The following is a 16,357-nucleotide window of genomic DNA, read 5'->3' as shown; positions in this document are numbered from 1 at the left end:
CGCGCTGACGCACTCCAACACATAGCGGAATCGCTATTGATGAAGTCTCACCGCAGGCCGCACCATGGTTCTGCCCTGCCTCCCTGCGACGCTCCCTATCACGGAGTTGGTCACCATGAACCGAGGAGAGATTCTTATGAGTACACCCACTCGCGACGTGGCCGGCACAGTGTCGGCCGAATACGTTCTGGCCGCCATACGCGAATACCCGGAATCCGAGAACCCGAGTTCGTTCCTGGCCGTCAATGAGGGGAACTCCTACTTCACGCTGCCGGGCCGCCCCGGGGTCGTGGTCTACCGGCCTGCGGGAAGTCATCTGATCCAGTTCGGTGGACCGTTCGCTCCGGACGAGTCCTACGAGGACCTCCTGCTGGGTTTCCGTGCGTTCGCCCATGACCGGGGGCTGACCGTGAGCGCGATCCAGTTGCAGGAGCGGGATGCCCGTATCTACGCGCGCCACGGCTTCACCGTCAATCAGGTGGGAGCGTCCTATGCCGTCGACCTCAATACCTTCACCCTGGCCGGCACGCGGTACATGCAGCTGCGCAACAAGATCTCACGGGCGCTGCGCAGTGGTCTGACCATCATTGAGGCCGATTACGAGCAGTGGGCGGAAGGTGTCCGCGAGATCGACCGACTCTGGCTGCCGATCAAGGGGGAAGGTGCCCGTCCGCTGGAGTACCTCGTCGGGCAGACCGGGGGTGCCATGCAGGAGCACCGTCGGCTGTTCGTCGGCCATGTGGACGGGGAGCTGATCGGCTACGTGTCCTACTCCCCCGTGTACGGATCGAACCCCGGATGGATGCACGACCTGAGCCGGCGCCGTCCCGACAGCCCCGCAGGCGTCATGGAAGCGATCAACAAGGCCGCCATCGAAGTATTCCGTGGTGAGGGGGTGCCCTGGCTCCACTTCGGCTTCACCCCTTTCACCAGTCTGAACGACGACCGGGAAGTGGAAGGCCACAGCCTGGGATTCAAGTGGCTGATGCACTACCTGTGGGAGAACCAGATCGTCTATCCCGCCTCGACTCAGCTCGCCTACAAGGAAAAGTGGAACCAGAGCCTGGTCCTCACCGAGTACGCCGCCTTCGACGGCAAAGCGAGCATCGACGGGTTCGTGAATGTCTGGCGGGCCGCGAACGCGATGTAACCGTACTCCCACCGATACCGGACAGACATTTACCATCGATCAAGGAGGCAACATGTCAGGCGAGAACACCGCAGCCCCCACCGCGCTGGAAACCGCGCAGCAGCGCACGGCGGATCTGTTCGTGCAGCTGTGCGGCGACCCCGACAACGCCGCGACAGCGGCCGCCGCGGACGAAGCACTGCACAAACTGGACGAGCTGCTCGCCGCCGCAGCCGGACAGTCCGCGTGAGAAGGGCCGTGTGAAAGCCTTGGGGGGCTGCCGCCATGATGGCGGCAGCCCCCCAAGGCTTTACGGCCTGGTCAGTCGCATGCGCCGTCCGGCCCGATCCGGCTGAAGCCCGCGTAGGGCACCAGGGCGGGGGGAACGATGACCGACCCGTCGGCCTGCTGGTACTGCTCGAGGATGGCCACCATCGTCCGCCCGATGGGGAGCCCGGAGCCGTTGAGCGTGGCCGGATATTCCCGCCCGCTCCCCTGGCGCACCTGGATGCCGGCTCGGCGGGCCTGGAACGGGCCGCAGTCCGACACCGAGGAGATCTCGCGGAAGGTGTCCTGGCTGGGCAGCCATACCTCCAGGTCATACGTGCGGCGGGCGGAGAAGCCGAGGTCGCCGGCGCGCAGCTCGATGACGCGGTAGTGCAGTCCCAGGCGCTTGAGGCATTCCTCGGCGTGGGAGAGCATCAGCTGAAGCTGATCGGCGGCGTCCTGCTGGGTGCACAGCCGCACGAGCTCCACTTTGGCGAACTGGTGCAGCCGGATGAGGCCGCGAGTGTCCCTGCCGTAGGAGCCTGCTTCGGAGCGGAAGCAAGCCGTGTGAGCGGTCAGGGCCAGCGGCAGGTCGGCGGCGGGGAGGGTCTCGCCCCGGAAGAGGTTGACCAGGGGGACCTCGGCGGTGGGAATCAGGTAGAGGTCGCGGTCCTCGTCCACCTGTGTCCTGAAGAGATCGGCCTCGAACTTCGGCAGTTGCCCGGTGCCGGTCATGGTCTCCCGCGTGACCAGGTGCGGGACGCTGTACTCGTGGTAGCCGTGTTCCCCGGTGTGCAGGTCGAGCAGGAAGGAGGCCAGCGCCCTCTCGAGACGGGCCCCGGCCCGCACGGTGACGGCGAAGCGTGTGCCGGAGAGCTTGCCGGCCCGCTCGAGGTCGAGGATTCCCGTGGTCGTCCCGAGTTCGACGTGGTCTCGGGGGGTGAAGTCGAAGCGCGGGGGCTGCCCCCAGCGTCGTACCTCGACGACGGGGTCGTCCGGGGTGCCATCGGGCACCTCGTCGAGCGGCGTGTTCGGAATGCCGAGCAGCACGTCTTTCAGCTCGGCGTCCAGCGTCCGCTGGGTGTGCTCGGCCTTGCGGATGCGTTCTTTGAGTTCGCGGGCCGCCTCGACTCCGGCGCGGCGGCTGTCCTCATCGGTGCCGGACCCGCGCAGCCGACGGGAGATCGTGTTGAGTTCTGCGCGCAGGCTGTCGCGGGTGGCGATGGCCTCCGCGCGCCCGCGGACGAGGGCACTGAGGGCAGTGCGGTCGAGGGCGTAGCCCTTGCGTGCCAGGCGCTGCTGCGCCGCGTTGTCGGGCGCGAGCAGGGTGTGCGGATCATGCACGTCCGAATTCCTCCTTCGGTGAGCGTTGGCGTGCCGTGCCCTCAGTCGGTCAGGGCCTTCTCGAGCAGGGGAGCCAGGTCCTCCGGCCGGAGCCGCTCCAGGGATGACCATCTTTCGGCGACGTCCTGGGGGCCTCCGGCCGCCAGGAACTTGTTCGTCACCAGGGCACGGTGCCGGCCACGCAGATCAGGGCCGATGCCGCCGTGGGGGATGGACAGTTCGCGGCTGAATCGACGGCCGTCGTGCATGTGCACCTCGACGCGCGCCGGTGTCGGTTTCACGGCTTGGGTGAAGTCCTCGAGCGGTGGGCCCAACTCACCGACCAGTGCCGGCATGTCCGCTACGTCGCTGCCGCCGAAGTCCCTCAGCCACTGTGCGCTGCGCCGGCCGGCTTGGCGGATGGCCTCGCCCACGGGGGCGTCGCCGGTCATCAGGGCTTTGGTCATGGACTCGTTGTGGACCAGCCGGACCTTCGAGGCCAGGGTCCAGCGCTCGGACCGGTCCAGGGCCGGGGGGTAGAAGTCCTCGATGGCCAGGCGCCCTGTCAGCAGCGCTGTCGCCACGGGGTAGGGCGTGGTCAGCACCATCGCTCCGATGGGCGTGCGCGGCCCGTCGAGGTACGGCTGGGCCTTGCGTGCGGCGAAGACGGTGTAGAGGGAGCCTTCGACGACGATCTCTCGCACGTCGTCGGGGGTCCAGTCGCCCATCGTCGAGTGGAGTTCGGCCGCGCAGTCGATCGCGGCGTCAATGCCGGGTCCGCCGGGGTGCAGCTTGAAGGAGAGGGTCTCGGTGTGCCAGCGATGGCCGAGCCCGGCGGTGACGGCCTCGGGCAGCGGGACGGTGGCGAACTTCGCGAGGAACCCGTCGGGATGCTCGATGATGTCACCGGCGCCGGTGAGGCCGGCGGCCGCCGCGTCACAGGCGTCCATGGCCATGCGTACGGCCGCGGGGACGTGCAGGAGCCGGGCGTCGCTGGTCACGAAGCCGCGCATCAGGGTCCACGGTGGTGCGCTCAGGGCCAGGGAGAGGGCGTTGCGCCATTGTTCGCGGGGGGCGTTCTCACCGGCCAGGCGTCCGGCGACGGCGCCGACCAGGTGGGTGTGCAAGGCGGTCTGGCCACGGAACGGCCCCAGTGTGGCGGATGCGGTGATGCGGGACGCGCATTCATTGGCCACGATCACCGAGCGCAGGAGGTCGTGCCCGGAGAGCCGGAGGGCGTGGGCGAAGGCCAAGGGCACCGCCACGGTCGAGGGTGCCAGGTGGCCCGCGTAGGCGGTGTCGTCGAGGTTGAGCCATGCGCCCACGCCCGCCAGGATTCGCGCGGATTGTGCGGTGTCGCGCTGAAAGGGTGCGCCGAGCGCTCCTACGAGGCGTCGGCCCTCCTTTTGGCGTAGGCCTATCCGGATGGCCGCAAGCTGGGACAGGATCTGGCTCGCGGCGAACTCGACGACGCGCTGTGGCACCGTCTCCAGTCGCATGGTGCTGGCCCAGTCCGCCAGTTCCTCCAGTACGCCGCGTGGTCCGGGGTCGGGGGGGCCGGCCGGAATCCGGCGGTCCTCGGTGGTCATGCTTGGGCCTTTGCCTGCTGGGCGGCGACGAGAACGGGCAGTACGCGCGGCAGTACGTCGATCGTGAGGGAGGTGGCGTCGCCGGGGAGCACTTCGCCGTCGTGCTCGAAGCGCAGGGGCCGGCCGTCGGTGCGTTCCAGGGTGATGCGTTTGCCACGCTGGTAGGTGACGTGCTCCGAGGACACGTGGGCGCCGCCCTGGCGCATGAGGTCGAGCGCGGATCGTGCGGGGATACCGGAGCCGATGACGCAGACGTCGAGCAGTCCGTCGTCCGGCACGGAGAACGGCATGGTCTCGTAGACGCCGGCGCGGTAACGTCCGCCGCCGACATTGACGAGGAGGGTGTCCCCGACGTGGACGGGGCGGCCGTCGACCAGGACGCGCCCGGGGTAGGGGGTGAAGCGGGTGAGGACCGAGTCGATGGCGGCCTGGTAGCGGGCCCGGCCGGCGACGGGGATGGTGAGGGCTTCGGCGGTGGCCTCGGCGAACAGTCCTGTGCTGGCGCCGAGAACGACCAGGCGGGAGGTTCCGGCGATCGTGGCGAGGTCATAGGCGCGCAGTTCGCTGCCTTCGCCGGTGAGGGCGGAGGCAAGGGCTGTCTGCCAGGGAACATCCTGCCAGAAGTGCCGGTAGTTCGAATTGCCCGTGCCGCCGGGCAGGACGAGCAGCGCGGGCAGAGTGGCCCCGCTGTCGCGGGCCTCGAGCAGTCCGGTGACGACTTCGCGGGCGGTGCCGTCGCCTCCGACGGAGATGATCACGGCGGACGGTTGCCCGCTTGCGGTGATCGCGTGTTGCCGTGCCAGCTCCGTGGCGTGGCCGGGATACTCGGTCCACAGGGTCTCGGTGTGCCCCGCGTGGGAGCGGCAGATCTTCTCGATGTCGGAGAGCAGTTCCTGAGTGGTGGAGCCTGCTCTGGGGTTGGCGATCACGGTGACGCGACGGCCCGCTTCGGCCGGGATGCCGTGTGCGGTCAAGGCCTACTCCTGCCTGGCAAGGACGGATTTCGAAGGCGGCAGGGGATGGCCCTGCGAGGCGGAGAGGGCAGGATTCGAACCTGCGTGGGCTTTCGCCCGGCCGGCGTGACTGGCTGCCGGTCCCCGTTGGGCCGCTTCGGGTACCTCTCCCGGGCGGCCTGCCGCAGGGACCTCCGGTCCTGGGGCAGGGCGCCGCTGGGAAGAACTTTGCCCGAGGGCTCTGACCTGCTGCTGACAGGCAACTGACCAGAGGTGGGACGAGAAGGCGCCTGTTCAGCCCTGGCTGACGGTGATCGGCAGCTTCCTGAGGGCATGCGACCTGAACGACGCCCTCCAGGAGAGGCCGTCTTCATGGACTGCCAGGCCGATGCGAGGGAATCGATTCAGCAGAGTGGCCAGCGCGACCTGCGTTTCCATCCTGGCCAGGGGTGCCCCGAGGCAATAGTGAATGCCGTGGCCGAGGGCGAGGTGCGCGTTGTCCTGGCGCCGGATGTCGAACTCGTCGGGTGCGGTGAAGCGTTCGGGGTCGCGGTTGGCCGAGCTCAAGGCCAGCATGACCGTGTCGCCGGCGGGGATCGTGACACCGCCGATCCGTATGTCCTCGGTCGGGAAGCGGCGGATGGCCAGCTGGTTGGCGTGGGTGAAACGCAGGATTTCCTCCACCGCGGCAGGAAGGAGCCCGGTGTCGGCGCGCAGGGCGGCCATCTGTTCGGGGTGGCGCAGCAGAATCAGCAGTCCGCTGCTGATGAGGTGCTGAGTGTTCTCGCTGCCCGTCCACAGGAGCAGGAAGCCGAGGGAGACGAGTTCGTCCTCGGTCAGCGTCTCGCCTTGGTCCCGTGTCGCGATCAGGCGTGAGAGGAGGTCGTCGCCGGGGGTGTCGCGGCGCAGGGCCACGAGTTCCAGGAGGTGGCGGTGGATGTGGTCCACGGCTTCGGCGACCTGGCTCGGGTAGGCGGGGTCGACCATGACGCCTGCCCACCGTGAGAAAGGGCGGCGGATTTCGTCCGGGACGCCGAGGAGGTCGCCGATGACGGCCAGGGGCAGCGGGTTGGCGTAATCGGCGACCAGGTCGGCCTCACCGCTTGCGGCGAGGCCGTCGGCCAGTTGCTCGGCGACGGCCTGGACGCGGCCCCTGAGGGCTTCGACGTGGCGTGGAGTGAAGGTCTGGGAGACCAGCCGACGCAGCCGCAGGTGGTCCATCCCGTCCATGTTGAGCAGGTTGGTGTCGAGGGCCGATGGCAAGGTGAATCCCTTGTATCCGGTGCCGGAGTACGCCTTGTTCACGCTCAGGCGTCGGTCGTTCATGGCGGCACGGACGTCGGTCTCACGGGTGACCAGCCAGATGGGAGAACCGTCGGGACTGGCCACTCGGTGTACGGGGCCTTCTTCTCGCAGGCGTGCGTACAGGGGGTGGGGGTTGCTGAAGGAAGCCGCGTCGAACGGCATGGGCGGGGTTTCGTTGGTGATCACGCGGGTTCCTGAAGGGGTGCGGATGTGACCATGTCGGCGGTGTGGGGAAGCGCGGCTGTGGGCAGTCCGCGGAAGGCCCGGGCCAGCCTGCGCTGGAAGTCGAGCTCGGCCACCAGGTCTGGTGGGTCTGTCACCCGAGGGGAGGTGATGTGGGTGGCCGGTCTTCTGCCGCGGGCTTTGGCTCGCAGTGCGAGGGCGAGGTGAGCGGCCTCGAGGGCAGCGGGAAGGTCCGCTTCGGGCACACCTGCCGCGACGGCCTGGCGGCGGGCGCTTTCCGCCGTTTCCTGGTCCACCCAGATTCGCAGGGCCCATTGTGCGTCCCGGATCTCGACGATCAGTCGGTAGAGGCGGGTGCGCAGGTCCGTGCCACGATCGAGGGGAAGCACCGAAGTAGGGACCTGGGCGGTCAGCGCGCGGTGGAGCGGTTTGAGTTCCCGGTAAGCGCGGCGGCGTTCGATGTGCTGCCGTAGCCGGCTGAGGTAGGGACCCCAGTCGGGAAGAGTCCAGCCGGTGACCCGGATGACGGCTGAGAAGGCGACGGCGACGGCAGCGACCGGCTCCCACGCCTGGCCGCTACCACCCAGCCGGCCCGCGACGATATCGGCTACCCGGCAGGCGACGTACACGAGGCCGAACGGGACGGCCAGAGAGATCATCAACAGACCGCGGCGCAGCCACGGAGTCGGGGCGACCTTGGCGTGTTTCCACCCCAGGAAGAGCATGTCGATCTGGTTGGCACCGTATCCGAGCAAATAGACGCTCAGGTAGAGAGGGTAGGACTGGGCGTGGGTGACGGCGAACTGTGTGGACTGTTCGCTTCGGTCGCCGGTCAGGGGGAACAGGATCACCATTGCCGCGAGGATCATCCCAATGGCGATGAGGCGTGGCACCGCTTTCCGCCAGGCGGTGCCGCGTTCATGTGACAGGTGCAGCAGGACGAGTTGCTGGAAGGCGACCTGCACGATGACGCAGCTCTGGGTGAACAGCCCGGAGAAGTTGACAATCCCGACGGCTCGGCTCGTCACTGTCCATAGCGCCGGGGTGGAGACGGCGTAGATCAGGAACAGGAAGAGGAAGTTTCCGACCAGGGCGACTTGGACGACGGATCGGTCGGTGAGCAGGACCCGTAATTTGTAGACGAGCGCCAGCAAGGAAACAGCCGCACATGTGGGGTATAAGGTCCCGTTCAGGGATTGCTGAAAGTTACTCATTTCTCCTTCGATCCGGTCTTCCCGGCCCTTCCAGAGCGGAGAGACGGGCCGCTATCTCCCGCGCCTCCGGCGGCACGTCGAGCACCTGTTCCTCATGCCACGTGCCGATCGTCAGACCGATGAGTGATCCGACGAGCTCGGCTTCGATCTCCGCCTCGGAGTGGGAATGCTCGCGCCCGAGGACTCTGCGGACGAGGTCGGGGTCGAGCGAGGGCAGCAGTAGCCGGGAGACGTCGGCCGTCATCACGGGGCTGGACCGATGGCCGCACAGCAGGTGCCCGATCTCGTGCAGAACCACCTGGTGTTGGTGAACCGGGGCAAGGAGCTGCTCGTAGACGATGTAGTCGGTATCGTCGAGCGACACCCACAAGCCGTCGGGGCTTCCGACAGGCAGCTCGAGCGGTAGAAGGTGGATGGGGCGCCCCGTCCTCCGGCTGATCCGCGCACACAGTTCCCGCACGGAGACCTGCTCGTCCGCGGGAAGCTCCAGCGAGCGGACACGTTGCTCGCACCGTTGCCGGAGCCGTCCACGGGCACCCCATCGCCACCACACCGCCAGAACTACTTCCTCCGGGCGTCGGCGTCTTCGAAGCCGCCGGAGGCCGGGAGTTTGTGCAGCGTGTCGTCGGCCGCCTTCGCGGCGGCGATGATGCTCCTGACCAAGCCCGAGAGTTCGGAGACGGGGGAGCCCCCCGGCTCGGCGGCGGTGCGCAGTGCCACGGCGTGCACGGACTGCTGCTTCAGCTGCTTGACGGTCTCGAGCTCTGCGTTGACCTCGTGGAAGACCTGCTCGTCGAGAAAGTAGGCCGGGCGGCGGATGCCCAGGCTCTGAGCCACCTTCATCAGGGTCTCAATGGTCAGGTTCGTCCCGTCGGCGGACTCCGCGGAGGCCAGGGTGCGCTTGGAGACCTTGGCGCGCTCAGCCAGCTTGGCCAGGCTGAAGGGGCCTTCGGGGTGGTGCCGGCGGATGTATCGAAGCCTCTGGGCGATCGTGGATTTCGCCGCCTGAGCCATGTCGCAGGCAGGTCCCTCCGACGATTCCGTGGGTACTCCACTCTGATTCACTGCCACCCGCCTTCCGTTGCAATATACTGCACCGTTGAGGCAGCATGTTGCAACACCGCATGTTGGGGCCCTATGGTCCTTCTGGTGAGGGAGGAAACCTCAACGGGGGGCCACGGAAACATGCTGAACAGGCGTCGGCATAGCAGTACGGACAACCTCTACCGAGGGCGGGACACCGCAAGGTGCACAGCCCAACAGTATCGAGCCGCAAGGCACATGGGGAGCCCGCCGCCGCACCCCGTATCGGGGCGGCGGACCGGCTAGACGGGCACACCCCACGCCCCGATACGTGCATGATGCACTATCTGTCGGAGCCGACTCACGCGGTGTCTCAGTACAGCACGGCCAACGGAGCCGTGCCCGGCCCAGCCCTTGCGCCCGCCGTTGCGGGGCGGGCTCGCCTCCTCAGCAGGCATGCGACATCACACCGTCCGCAGCCTCGCACAGCCAGCTTTCCTTGCATCACCCTGTTCCCTCGACACGAGGAATGAGCGATGACCTAAACGGTGAGGGGGCGGCCGACGCCGCCCCCGGCCGCGCCCGGTGTTGGCAGCACCGGCTCAGCGGCCATCACGCCACCGCTCGGTTAGGCGACCGAGCTGACGTCTCGAACGGCCTGGTTGGCGCCTGGCTGCCCGAGTTGCACGCAGTCCCAGAGATCCCGAATCCACGAGGAATGCGCACGGCCCGCGAGCTGCGGGCCGCTGTGTCCCAATGAGAGGAACACGGCACATCATGCCCGATCGGGCCGAAGTCTGTCAGCATCCGCGTCCAGAAAAACCCGTCCCCCAGCACCTCGACCACCGCACCGGCAATGGCGCTCCCGCCGCACCACACCGATGAACGGGGTCAGCGACAAGCCATCAGCGCCCCCCGCTCCCCCGCGCCATGATGCCCTGGCGGCCACACGACCGAACGAGCCACAGCAGCCCACGCATGTCGACGCCCTCCGTCTCGGTCGGAACATGAGTCAGCGTCTGCTCAAGGCGGTCCGCGCCTTGTTGGATACCGTGGCCGGATTACCTGACACCGCGCGCCTCGGCGCAGTGGTGCTGACGGCCAAGGCCAGCGCCACGTGGTCCGGCAATCGCATATGGGCGGCCGAGCTGGGCCGCTGGCTCGGCGTCTCCGAATCAACCGTCGATCACGCAGTGCTGCCGGCCCTCCGCGAAGCGGGCATTCTCAAGACGCGGCCGACGACGAGCGCGTCGGGACATGTCCGGGGGCTGGAATACGTAGCCATGCCTTTGTGGCGCGCCCACCAGGCCAACGATCCACAACACCCTCTTGCGTTGTCACGAACGGACCTCGCGACGCTACTGCGACTGTGCGAGTCCTTGTTCGGGCCGGGCTGGGCTCCCTCGGGCAAGCCCGCCACGCGTCCCGGCCTGCTGGCGGGACGGCGCGGACGCGGGGCCGCGACAGACCGGCTCGGCTTCCTGCTGATGGTCCTGACGACGCGGGCCGATGGGTGGCTGCGGCTGTGCGCGGGCGCGGTGGACACCAAGCGTGGACGGCCGGCGACGACCGTGGCACGGCTGTTGGGATGCTCCCCCTCGGCCGGCGCGAAACTCCTGGCACGGCTCACCGCCCATGGGGTGATCAGGGTGATCCGCCGCGAGACCTCCTCAGGACTGCGGGCCCGGTGCCGGGTGAACGTGCCTGCGGTGGCACAGGCACACAGCCGAAACGCGACCGGACCGGGAACTACCCTGCCGGCGGCCCCCCCACCGGGGTGTGCCCACGGTGACCTGCGACCACCCCGCTACTGCACCCGGAGATCGCCACGACGCGGAAGGCACACCGCCCGCGGCGCCTTCTGCGCGAACGTCACAGGAACACGGCGTTCCTTCAGCCCTCTTAGTACTGCAATCACAGTTATGGGATGTGTCCGCGTTGTTTGTAGTGACTGTTGCGGGCGCGTGTCTGGCTGAGTCTTCGCCAGTGTGACCAGTCCAGATGGTGGTGGATGGTGAGGTGGGCGGGGTGGAGGAGATGGCCGATGAGGCGGCGTATCTCTGCCACGGACAGCGGTATCAGGCCACCGCTGTTTCCCCTTTTGAGAGTTCGTGGGCGCGGACGGCGGTGAGTGCGGCGAGCGCGGCCATGGCGAGGGTGATGTGCCGGTACCAGGCGTGGTAGAGGCGGACCTGGTAGTGGTCCAGGCCGCACTCGCCCTTCGCGGTCTGGAAGCACTCCTCGACGGCCCAGCGGGCGCCGGCAACCCTGACCAGGTCTTTCAACCGGGTGCCGACAGGTCCGTAGCAGACGTAGTAGGCGATATCGGCCGGGTCTTTGAGGCTGCGGCGGGCCAGGACCCAGTGGCCGTGGCCGTTCTCCCACCAGATCCGGATCGGGATCCGCGCCCACTGGTACATGCGCTCGCCGTGGGATCCCTTTCCCGCGGACAGACGCTTCCAGGCCTGCGGTGCGAGACCGGCCACCAGCTCGTCGACACGCCGTTCGCCCATGCCACGCGTGATGACGGTGTCGCTGGTCTTCACGCACATCACGTGGCGGACCGCCCGCTGTTCCATCCACCACCGCAGGGATTTCGACTGCCCGTAGGCCTCGTCCGCGGTGACCCACGCGAACGGCACCCCGGCCTCCATGGCACGGTTGAGCATGGCCTTGAAGTGTTCGGTCTTCGTCGCGAAGGGAACCTCGTCCGGGATCCCCGCGTCCTGGCACCGCTCACGGTCGTCCGTCCATGAGGCGGGCACGTACAGTTCCCGGTCGATCAGAGCCCGCCCCTTGGACGAGGCGTAGGCCAGGAAGGTGCCGACCTGGCAGTTCTCCGTCCGTCCGGCGGTTCCGGAATATTGGCGCTGGACGCCGGCAGACCGTACGCCCTTCTTCAGGAACCCGGTGTCGTCGCCGATCAGGACAGCGTCCCTGTCACCGATCGTCTCGACGACGTAGCCGCGCACGTCGTCACGGACCCCGTCAGCGTCCCAGTCCGCCTCGCCCAGCAGGCGCTGCATCCCGATCGGCAACCGGTCCCCTGCCCGCTCCGCCAGCGTCCAGCCGTTCTTCCGCTCCAGCGGAGCGATCAGCCCCCGCATATACGCAAGAGCCCGACCCCGCGGCTCCGACCTCGCGAAACGCGACGCAAACCGGGCATGCAACCCAGCCAGCACCCCGTCCCACTCCTCAACCAACCCCACCCCGAGCTCAGTCACACGTCAACTCAACCACACCCAAGTGTGATTGCAGTACTAGGAGCTTCTCCAGCTTGCCGCACACCACGACGGACATCACGGAATCGAGGCCGAGCTCGGTGAGCGGCTGATCCCGGTCCAGCTCATCGAGGGGAATCTTCATCTCCCGCGCCATGCGGGAAGCGATCTCGTCGGCGATCCGCTCGGGGAGAATCTCCAGCGGCAGCTCGTGCCATGCCAGGCGTGCGTCCGTGCCGCCTTGGGAGACGGGCTCTTCGGCGTGTCCGGACTCCGTCTGCGCGGCGGTGTCAGCAGGCGCGGCCCGGTCCCGCAGCGCGCCGAAACGGGTGCCGGGCAGCCAGGCGAGCAAGCGACCTTGCTCGTCGCTGATCGTGATGTCCACGGTGTCCGTGTCCGGATCGACCAGATGGATGTCGACAATGCCGACCTCGGGCGCTTCTCCCACCACACGTACCTCACGGATATGGGACGGCATCCGGACGGTGGGCGGCCCCCCGTAGATGATGGGGACCACGCCAAGAGCGGCGTCCAGCAGCGGAGCCCAGGTCACCTGGTCCCCGGATACCGCCGGGGCGTGGATGCGAGCGCGCACCACCGCGTCGCCGACCAGCAGTTCCTCCACCGTCCAGGGCCAGGCGATGCCTTCGACACCGATGGCGTCGAGACGCGACATCACGATCCCGGGGTCCGCGGCCGATACACCGTCCGGAGGCAAGACCTTGGCCATGGACGCCGGAAACGCGGAAGCGTGGCCCCCCATGGTGGAGGCGTAGGTGTGCGTCAGCCAGTTGCCCGGCCCCTGGGAGGCGTCGACGGGGCGGGTACTGAGCCGCAGCGTGGAATCGTCCTGGACGACCTGTACCTCGCGCGGAGTGGCCAGAGCGATGGGGAACCGCAGGTGCACGTCGAAAATGGCCTTGGCCGCACCCGGGCCCGCGGCGGTCTCGAGGAAGGTATGGATGATCGACGATGCCGGGACGATGGATGTGCCGTGCAGCGCGTGCCCGCCGGGGAAGGGGCGGCTGGCGTCGTCCAGATAGGTGTTCCACAGGCGCAGCGGCCGGGAGGACGCCACGTCCACCGGTCGGCCGAGCAGGGCGTGGCCGGTGACGTCGTGCTGTTGTGTGCTGACAGCGGCAGCCGGCAGGACCGCGTCCAGCCAGTGCCGCCGGTGCTGCCATGCGATCGGAGGCAGTTCGGCGATTTCGGCCCCGGTGTACGCATGGGACCAATCAGGCGCGGCGCCATGACAGAACAGCGTCGCGGCATTGGTCAGGAGCGTCAGCAGTTCCGGCTTGTCGCGGCGCAGGGAGTGAGCGACGAGGGCGTCCGACGCCCCGAGGTGCGACAGGGTCTCATCGACCGAGTGGGCGACCACGGGGTGCGGGGATACCTCCAGAAACCGGTGGTGGCCGTCTTCGACGGCGGCGGTGACCGCTTCACGCAGTCGTACGGGGTTGCGCAGGTTCGCGGCTCAGTAGTCGGCATCGTGCTCGTCCCGAGCCCGGGGATCCTCCAGGGCCGTGGTGTACAGGGGGATGGCCGGAGTTCGCGGGCGGAGGTCCGCCAGGGCCTCCCGCAGGCCCTCGACCAGTGCGTCCATGTGAGAGCTGTGGAACGCCACATCGGAGTTGACCGGCCGGACCGGAATGCCGTCACCGGACCACTCCTTCACCATGTCGGCGATCTCCTCGGCGTCTCCGGAGACGACCGTCGAGGTGGGAGAGGAGGCGATGGCCGCACTCACTCCGTCCCGGCCCTCGAGCCGCGCGGCCACCTCTTCGAACGGCAGCCCCACCATGGCCATGCCGCCCAGGCCCGCGACCTCTCGGAGAAGAACGGAACGACGGCAGCTGAGCCGGGCCCCGTCCTCCAGGCTCAGGGCTCCGGCGACCACAGCGGCCGCGATCTCGCCGACGGAATGACCGATCACGGCAGCCGGCCGATATCCGTACGAGCGCCACACTTCGGCCAGGGCGACCTGCATCGCGAAGATCATCGACTGGGCCCGGTCGACGGAGGCGAAGTCTCCCTCGACGATGGCCTGCCGGGCCGAGAAACCGAGCTCGTCAAGGAAGACGGGGTCGAGTTTGTCGATGACGGCGGTGAAGGGAGTGCTGTGGTCGAGCAGTCCCGCGCCCATGCCGGACCAGTGGGAACCATGGCCTGAGAAGACCCATACCGGTGCCGTGTCCGATGTTGCCCTGCCCTCGACGACGCTGCCGGATGTCGCCTCCTCGCCAGAGGCGAAGGCACGCAATGCCGAGATCAGCGTGCCGTGGTCCTTGGCCACGACCGCGGCACGGTGGCTCAGGTGCGACCGGCCCGCCGTGAGCGTACGGCCGACCGCCGACAGTGGAACCTCGGGATGCCGCTCGAGCCAGTCGGCCAGCCGCAGCGCATAAGCGGCCACACCCGCGCGGGAGCGGTAGGACAGGGGGAACAGCCCCGGGGCACTCAGCTCATGGGGGTCGGGCTCGCCCCGCACGGGAGCCTCCTCCAGCACGATGTGCCCGATCGTCCCGCCGTAGCCGTACCCGGAGACCCCGGCACGTCGAGGATGCTCGCCGCGCGGCCACTTCCGGTGCTCCGTGACGAGCTCCAGCCCCCACTCGTCCCACGGGATGTCGGGGCTGGGGACGCTGGTCATCACGGTCGCCGCCATCTCGGCCTCGCGCAGCATCAAGGCGGCCTTGATGACGCCGGCCACTCCGGAGGCCGGCTCGGCGTGCCCGATGTTCGACTTCACCGACCCTATGCGGCACGGCTCATCGGCCGGACGGCCGAGGCCGAACACCGCATGCAGGCCGGCAGCCTCCACCGGGTCGCCGAGCCGCGTACCCGTTCCGTGCGCCTCGATGTATCCGGCCGTGGCCGGGTCCAGGCCGGCCTTCTGCCACGCCAGACGCAACAGATCGCGCTGGGCGTCCGGGTTGGGGGCCATGATCCCGCTGGTGTGGCCGTCCTGGGCGACGGCGGACCCCTTGATCACCGCATGGACGCGGTCTCCATCGCGTTGAGCGTCGGACAGGCGCTTCAGGACGAGCACACCACATCCCTCGGCCCGTCCGTATCCGTCGCCCTCCGCGTCGAAGGGCTTGCTGCGACCGTCCGGGGACAGTGCACCGGCCGCCTCCAGCGTCAGGGTGTAGGCGGGCGAGAGAATGATGTTCACGCCCCCTGCGAGCGCGAGCGACGTCTCGCCTGTCAGCAACGCCTGGCACGCCAGGTGGATGGCCACCAGGGAAGCGGAACATGCCGAGTCCAGCACGAAGCTGGGACCGTGCAGGTCCAGCACATGGGAGACCCGGTTGGCTATGCCGGTCAGCTGGGCACCGATGCCGGTCCACGGCTCGATCCTCGGCAGGTCTTCCAGGAGCCGCCGGCCGTAGTCGTCCGAGCAGGTTCCGATGTACACGCCCGCGTCGGAGCCGCCCACGGACCGAGGGGGCATACCCGCGTGCTCCAGGGCCTCCCACGCGACCTCGAGGACCAGACGCTGCTGTGGGTCCATGAACTCGGCCTCGCGCGGTGTGATGCCGAAGAACTCGGCGTCGAAACCGTCGACGTCACCGATGAAGTTGCCTGGCCGGTCCGCTTTCCGCAACGCCTCGGAGAACTCAGGATTGATCTTGGTGTAGGGCCGCCACCGGTCCTCAGGTGTCGGTTCGACCGCCACCTTGCCACCTACGAGGAAGTCCCAGAAGGTCTCCGGAGAGTTGATTCCGCCGGGGAACCGGCACCCCATTCCGACAATGGCGACCGAATCGTCGTTCCGCATGTCACTCCTTGATCAGTAGTCAAGGCAGCGGTGGGATCGAGCGGAGGACGAGGGTTGCCAGGGGTCACAGAGGGGTACGGCCCGGAGGAAGGCGATGAGCTGCTTGCCGCCCGGCACGCCCCATGGCGCATGTGGGCCGATCCGCCCTGACGCTCCCGGAGACAGCCGGCGAAGATGTGGGAGCGCGCTGAGCAGCGAACCTTCCCGAGGAACCCATGACAGCTCCGCCCAGGGGCGGTACTCGGCCACCCGCTCGGAGCCGCTGCCACAAAACGCGGAGAAAAACCATGGCTGTGGCCGCGTTTTTCTCCGCGTTCCCGGTGATGAGCCCGGTGTGCGGTGCACTGGTTCATTCAGGCTCGGTCT

General features: G+C 68.2%; 11 protein-coding genes, 1 tRNA gene and 1 pseudogene. 2 read left to right on the top strand and 11 right to left on the bottom strand.

Going from position 1 to position 16,357, the window contains the following annotated elements:
* Positions 1 to 136: 136 nt before the first annotated feature.
* Positions 137 to 1,150, top strand: a complete 1,014-nt coding sequence (locus ACX9I7_RS28910; protein WP_459388984.1) for a bifunctional lysylphosphatidylglycerol flippase/synthetase MprF — start codon at positions 137 to 139, stop codon at positions 1,148 to 1,150.
* A gap of 52 nt (positions 1,151 to 1,202) precedes the next feature.
* The gene (locus ACX9I7_RS28905; protein ID WP_387576627.1) at positions 1,203 to 1,379 is read left to right on the top strand and encodes a hypothetical protein; all 177 of its coding nucleotides are present in this window, start codon (positions 1,203 to 1,205) and stop codon (positions 1,377 to 1,379) included.
* A 71-nt stretch (positions 1,380 to 1,450) separates the two neighbouring features.
* Here ACX9I7_RS28905 and serS read toward each other — a convergent pair whose 3' ends face one another.
* From serS to ACX9I7_RS28850, 11 genes and pseudogenes are all read right to left on the bottom strand, one after another.
* The gene (gene serS, locus ACX9I7_RS28900) at positions 1,451 to 2,740 is read right to left on the bottom strand and encodes a serine--tRNA ligase (protein WP_459388983.1); all 1,290 of its coding nucleotides are present in this window, start codon (positions 2,738 to 2,740) and stop codon (positions 1,451 to 1,453) included.
* Between the two features lie 41 nt (positions 2,741 to 2,781).
* Positions 2,782 to 4,308 (bottom strand): MmgE/PrpD family protein, encoded by a 1,527-nt coding sequence (locus ACX9I7_RS28895; RefSeq protein ID WP_459388982.1) that lies wholly within the window; start codon positions 4,306 to 4,308, stop codon positions 2,782 to 2,784.
* Complete coding sequence (locus ACX9I7_RS28890) at positions 4,305 to 5,282, bottom strand: diacylglycerol/lipid kinase family protein (protein WP_459388981.1); 978 nt, start codon at positions 5,280 to 5,282, stop codon at positions 4,305 to 4,307. The genes ACX9I7_RS28895 and ACX9I7_RS28890 overlap by 4 nt, the downstream gene beginning before the upstream one ends.
* 59 nt (positions 5,283 to 5,341) lie before the next feature.
* Positions 5,342 to 5,432: transfer RNA gene (locus ACX9I7_RS28885), tRNA-Asp, on the bottom strand.
* A 123-nt stretch (positions 5,433 to 5,555) separates the two neighbouring features.
* A complete protein-coding gene (locus ACX9I7_RS28880) occupies positions 5,556 to 6,752 on the bottom strand; it encodes a cytochrome P450 family protein (protein WP_459388980.1) in 1,197 nt (398 codons plus the stop codon).
* The gene (locus ACX9I7_RS28875) at positions 6,749 to 7,963 is read right to left on the bottom strand and encodes an MAB_1171c family putative transporter (RefSeq protein WP_387576642.1); all 1,215 of its coding nucleotides are present in this window, start codon (positions 7,961 to 7,963) and stop codon (positions 6,749 to 6,751) included. The genes ACX9I7_RS28880 and ACX9I7_RS28875 overlap by 4 nt, the downstream gene beginning before the upstream one ends.
* Entirely contained in the window at positions 7,956 to 8,327 is a 372-nt protein-coding gene (locus tag ACX9I7_RS28870) for a hypothetical protein (protein ID WP_387576645.1), read from the bottom strand. Before ACX9I7_RS28870 ends, ACX9I7_RS28875 begins: the two co-directional genes overlap by 8 nt.
* Positions 8,328 to 8,524: 197 nt before the next feature.
* Positions 8,525 to 8,977 (bottom strand): helix-turn-helix domain-containing protein, encoded by a 453-nt coding sequence (locus ACX9I7_RS28865; RefSeq protein WP_387576647.1) that lies wholly within the window; start codon positions 8,975 to 8,977, stop codon positions 8,525 to 8,527.
* 2,087 nt (positions 8,978 to 11,064) lie between these two features.
* On the bottom strand, positions 11,065 to 12,195 hold the full coding sequence (locus tag ACX9I7_RS28860) for an IS701 family transposase (protein WP_436840147.1): 1,131 nt from the start codon (positions 12,193 to 12,195) through the stop codon (positions 11,065 to 11,067).
* A gap of 7 nt (positions 12,196 to 12,202) precedes the next feature.
* Positions 12,203 to 12,685: an acyl carrier protein gene (locus tag ACX9I7_RS28855; protein WP_459388993.1), complete on the bottom strand. Its 483-nt coding sequence runs from the start codon at positions 12,683 to 12,685 to the stop codon at positions 12,203 to 12,205.
* Positions 12,686 to 13,459: 774 nt separating this feature from the next.
* Positions 13,460 to 15,991, bottom strand: a pseudogene (locus ACX9I7_RS28850) (type I polyketide synthase); the annotation flags it as partial.
* Positions 15,992 to 16,357: the final 366 nt, after the last annotated feature.

Source organism: Streptomyces sp. L500, from assembly GCF_054551825.1.
This window is presented reverse-complemented; position numbering and strand designations above follow the sequence as displayed.

What these genes read in the sequence shown, in the direction of transcription:
- ACX9I7_RS28855 (WP_459388993.1), bottom strand. Translation starts at nt 12,685, where the DNA reads ATGCCGTCCCATATCCGTGAGGTACGTGTGGTGGGAGAAGCGCCCGAG.
- ACX9I7_RS28905 (WP_387576627.1), top strand. Translation starts at nt 1,203, where the DNA reads ATGTCAGGCGAGAACACCGCAGCCCCCACCGCGCTGGAAACCGCGCAG.
- ACX9I7_RS28865 (WP_387576647.1), bottom strand. Translation starts at nt 8,977, where the DNA reads ATGGCTCAGGCGGCGAAATCCACGATCGCCCAGAGGCTTCGATACATC.
- ACX9I7_RS28875 (WP_387576642.1), bottom strand. Translation starts at nt 7,963, where the DNA reads ATGAGTAACTTTCAGCAATCCCTGAACGGGACCTTATACCCCACATGT.
- ACX9I7_RS28910 (WP_459388984.1), top strand. Translation starts at nt 137, where the DNA reads ATGAGTACACCCACTCGCGACGTGGCCGGCACAGTGTCGGCCGAATAC.
- ACX9I7_RS28895 (WP_459388982.1), bottom strand. Translation starts at nt 4,308, where the DNA reads ATGACCACCGAGGACCGCCGGATTCCGGCCGGCCCCCCCGACCCCGGA.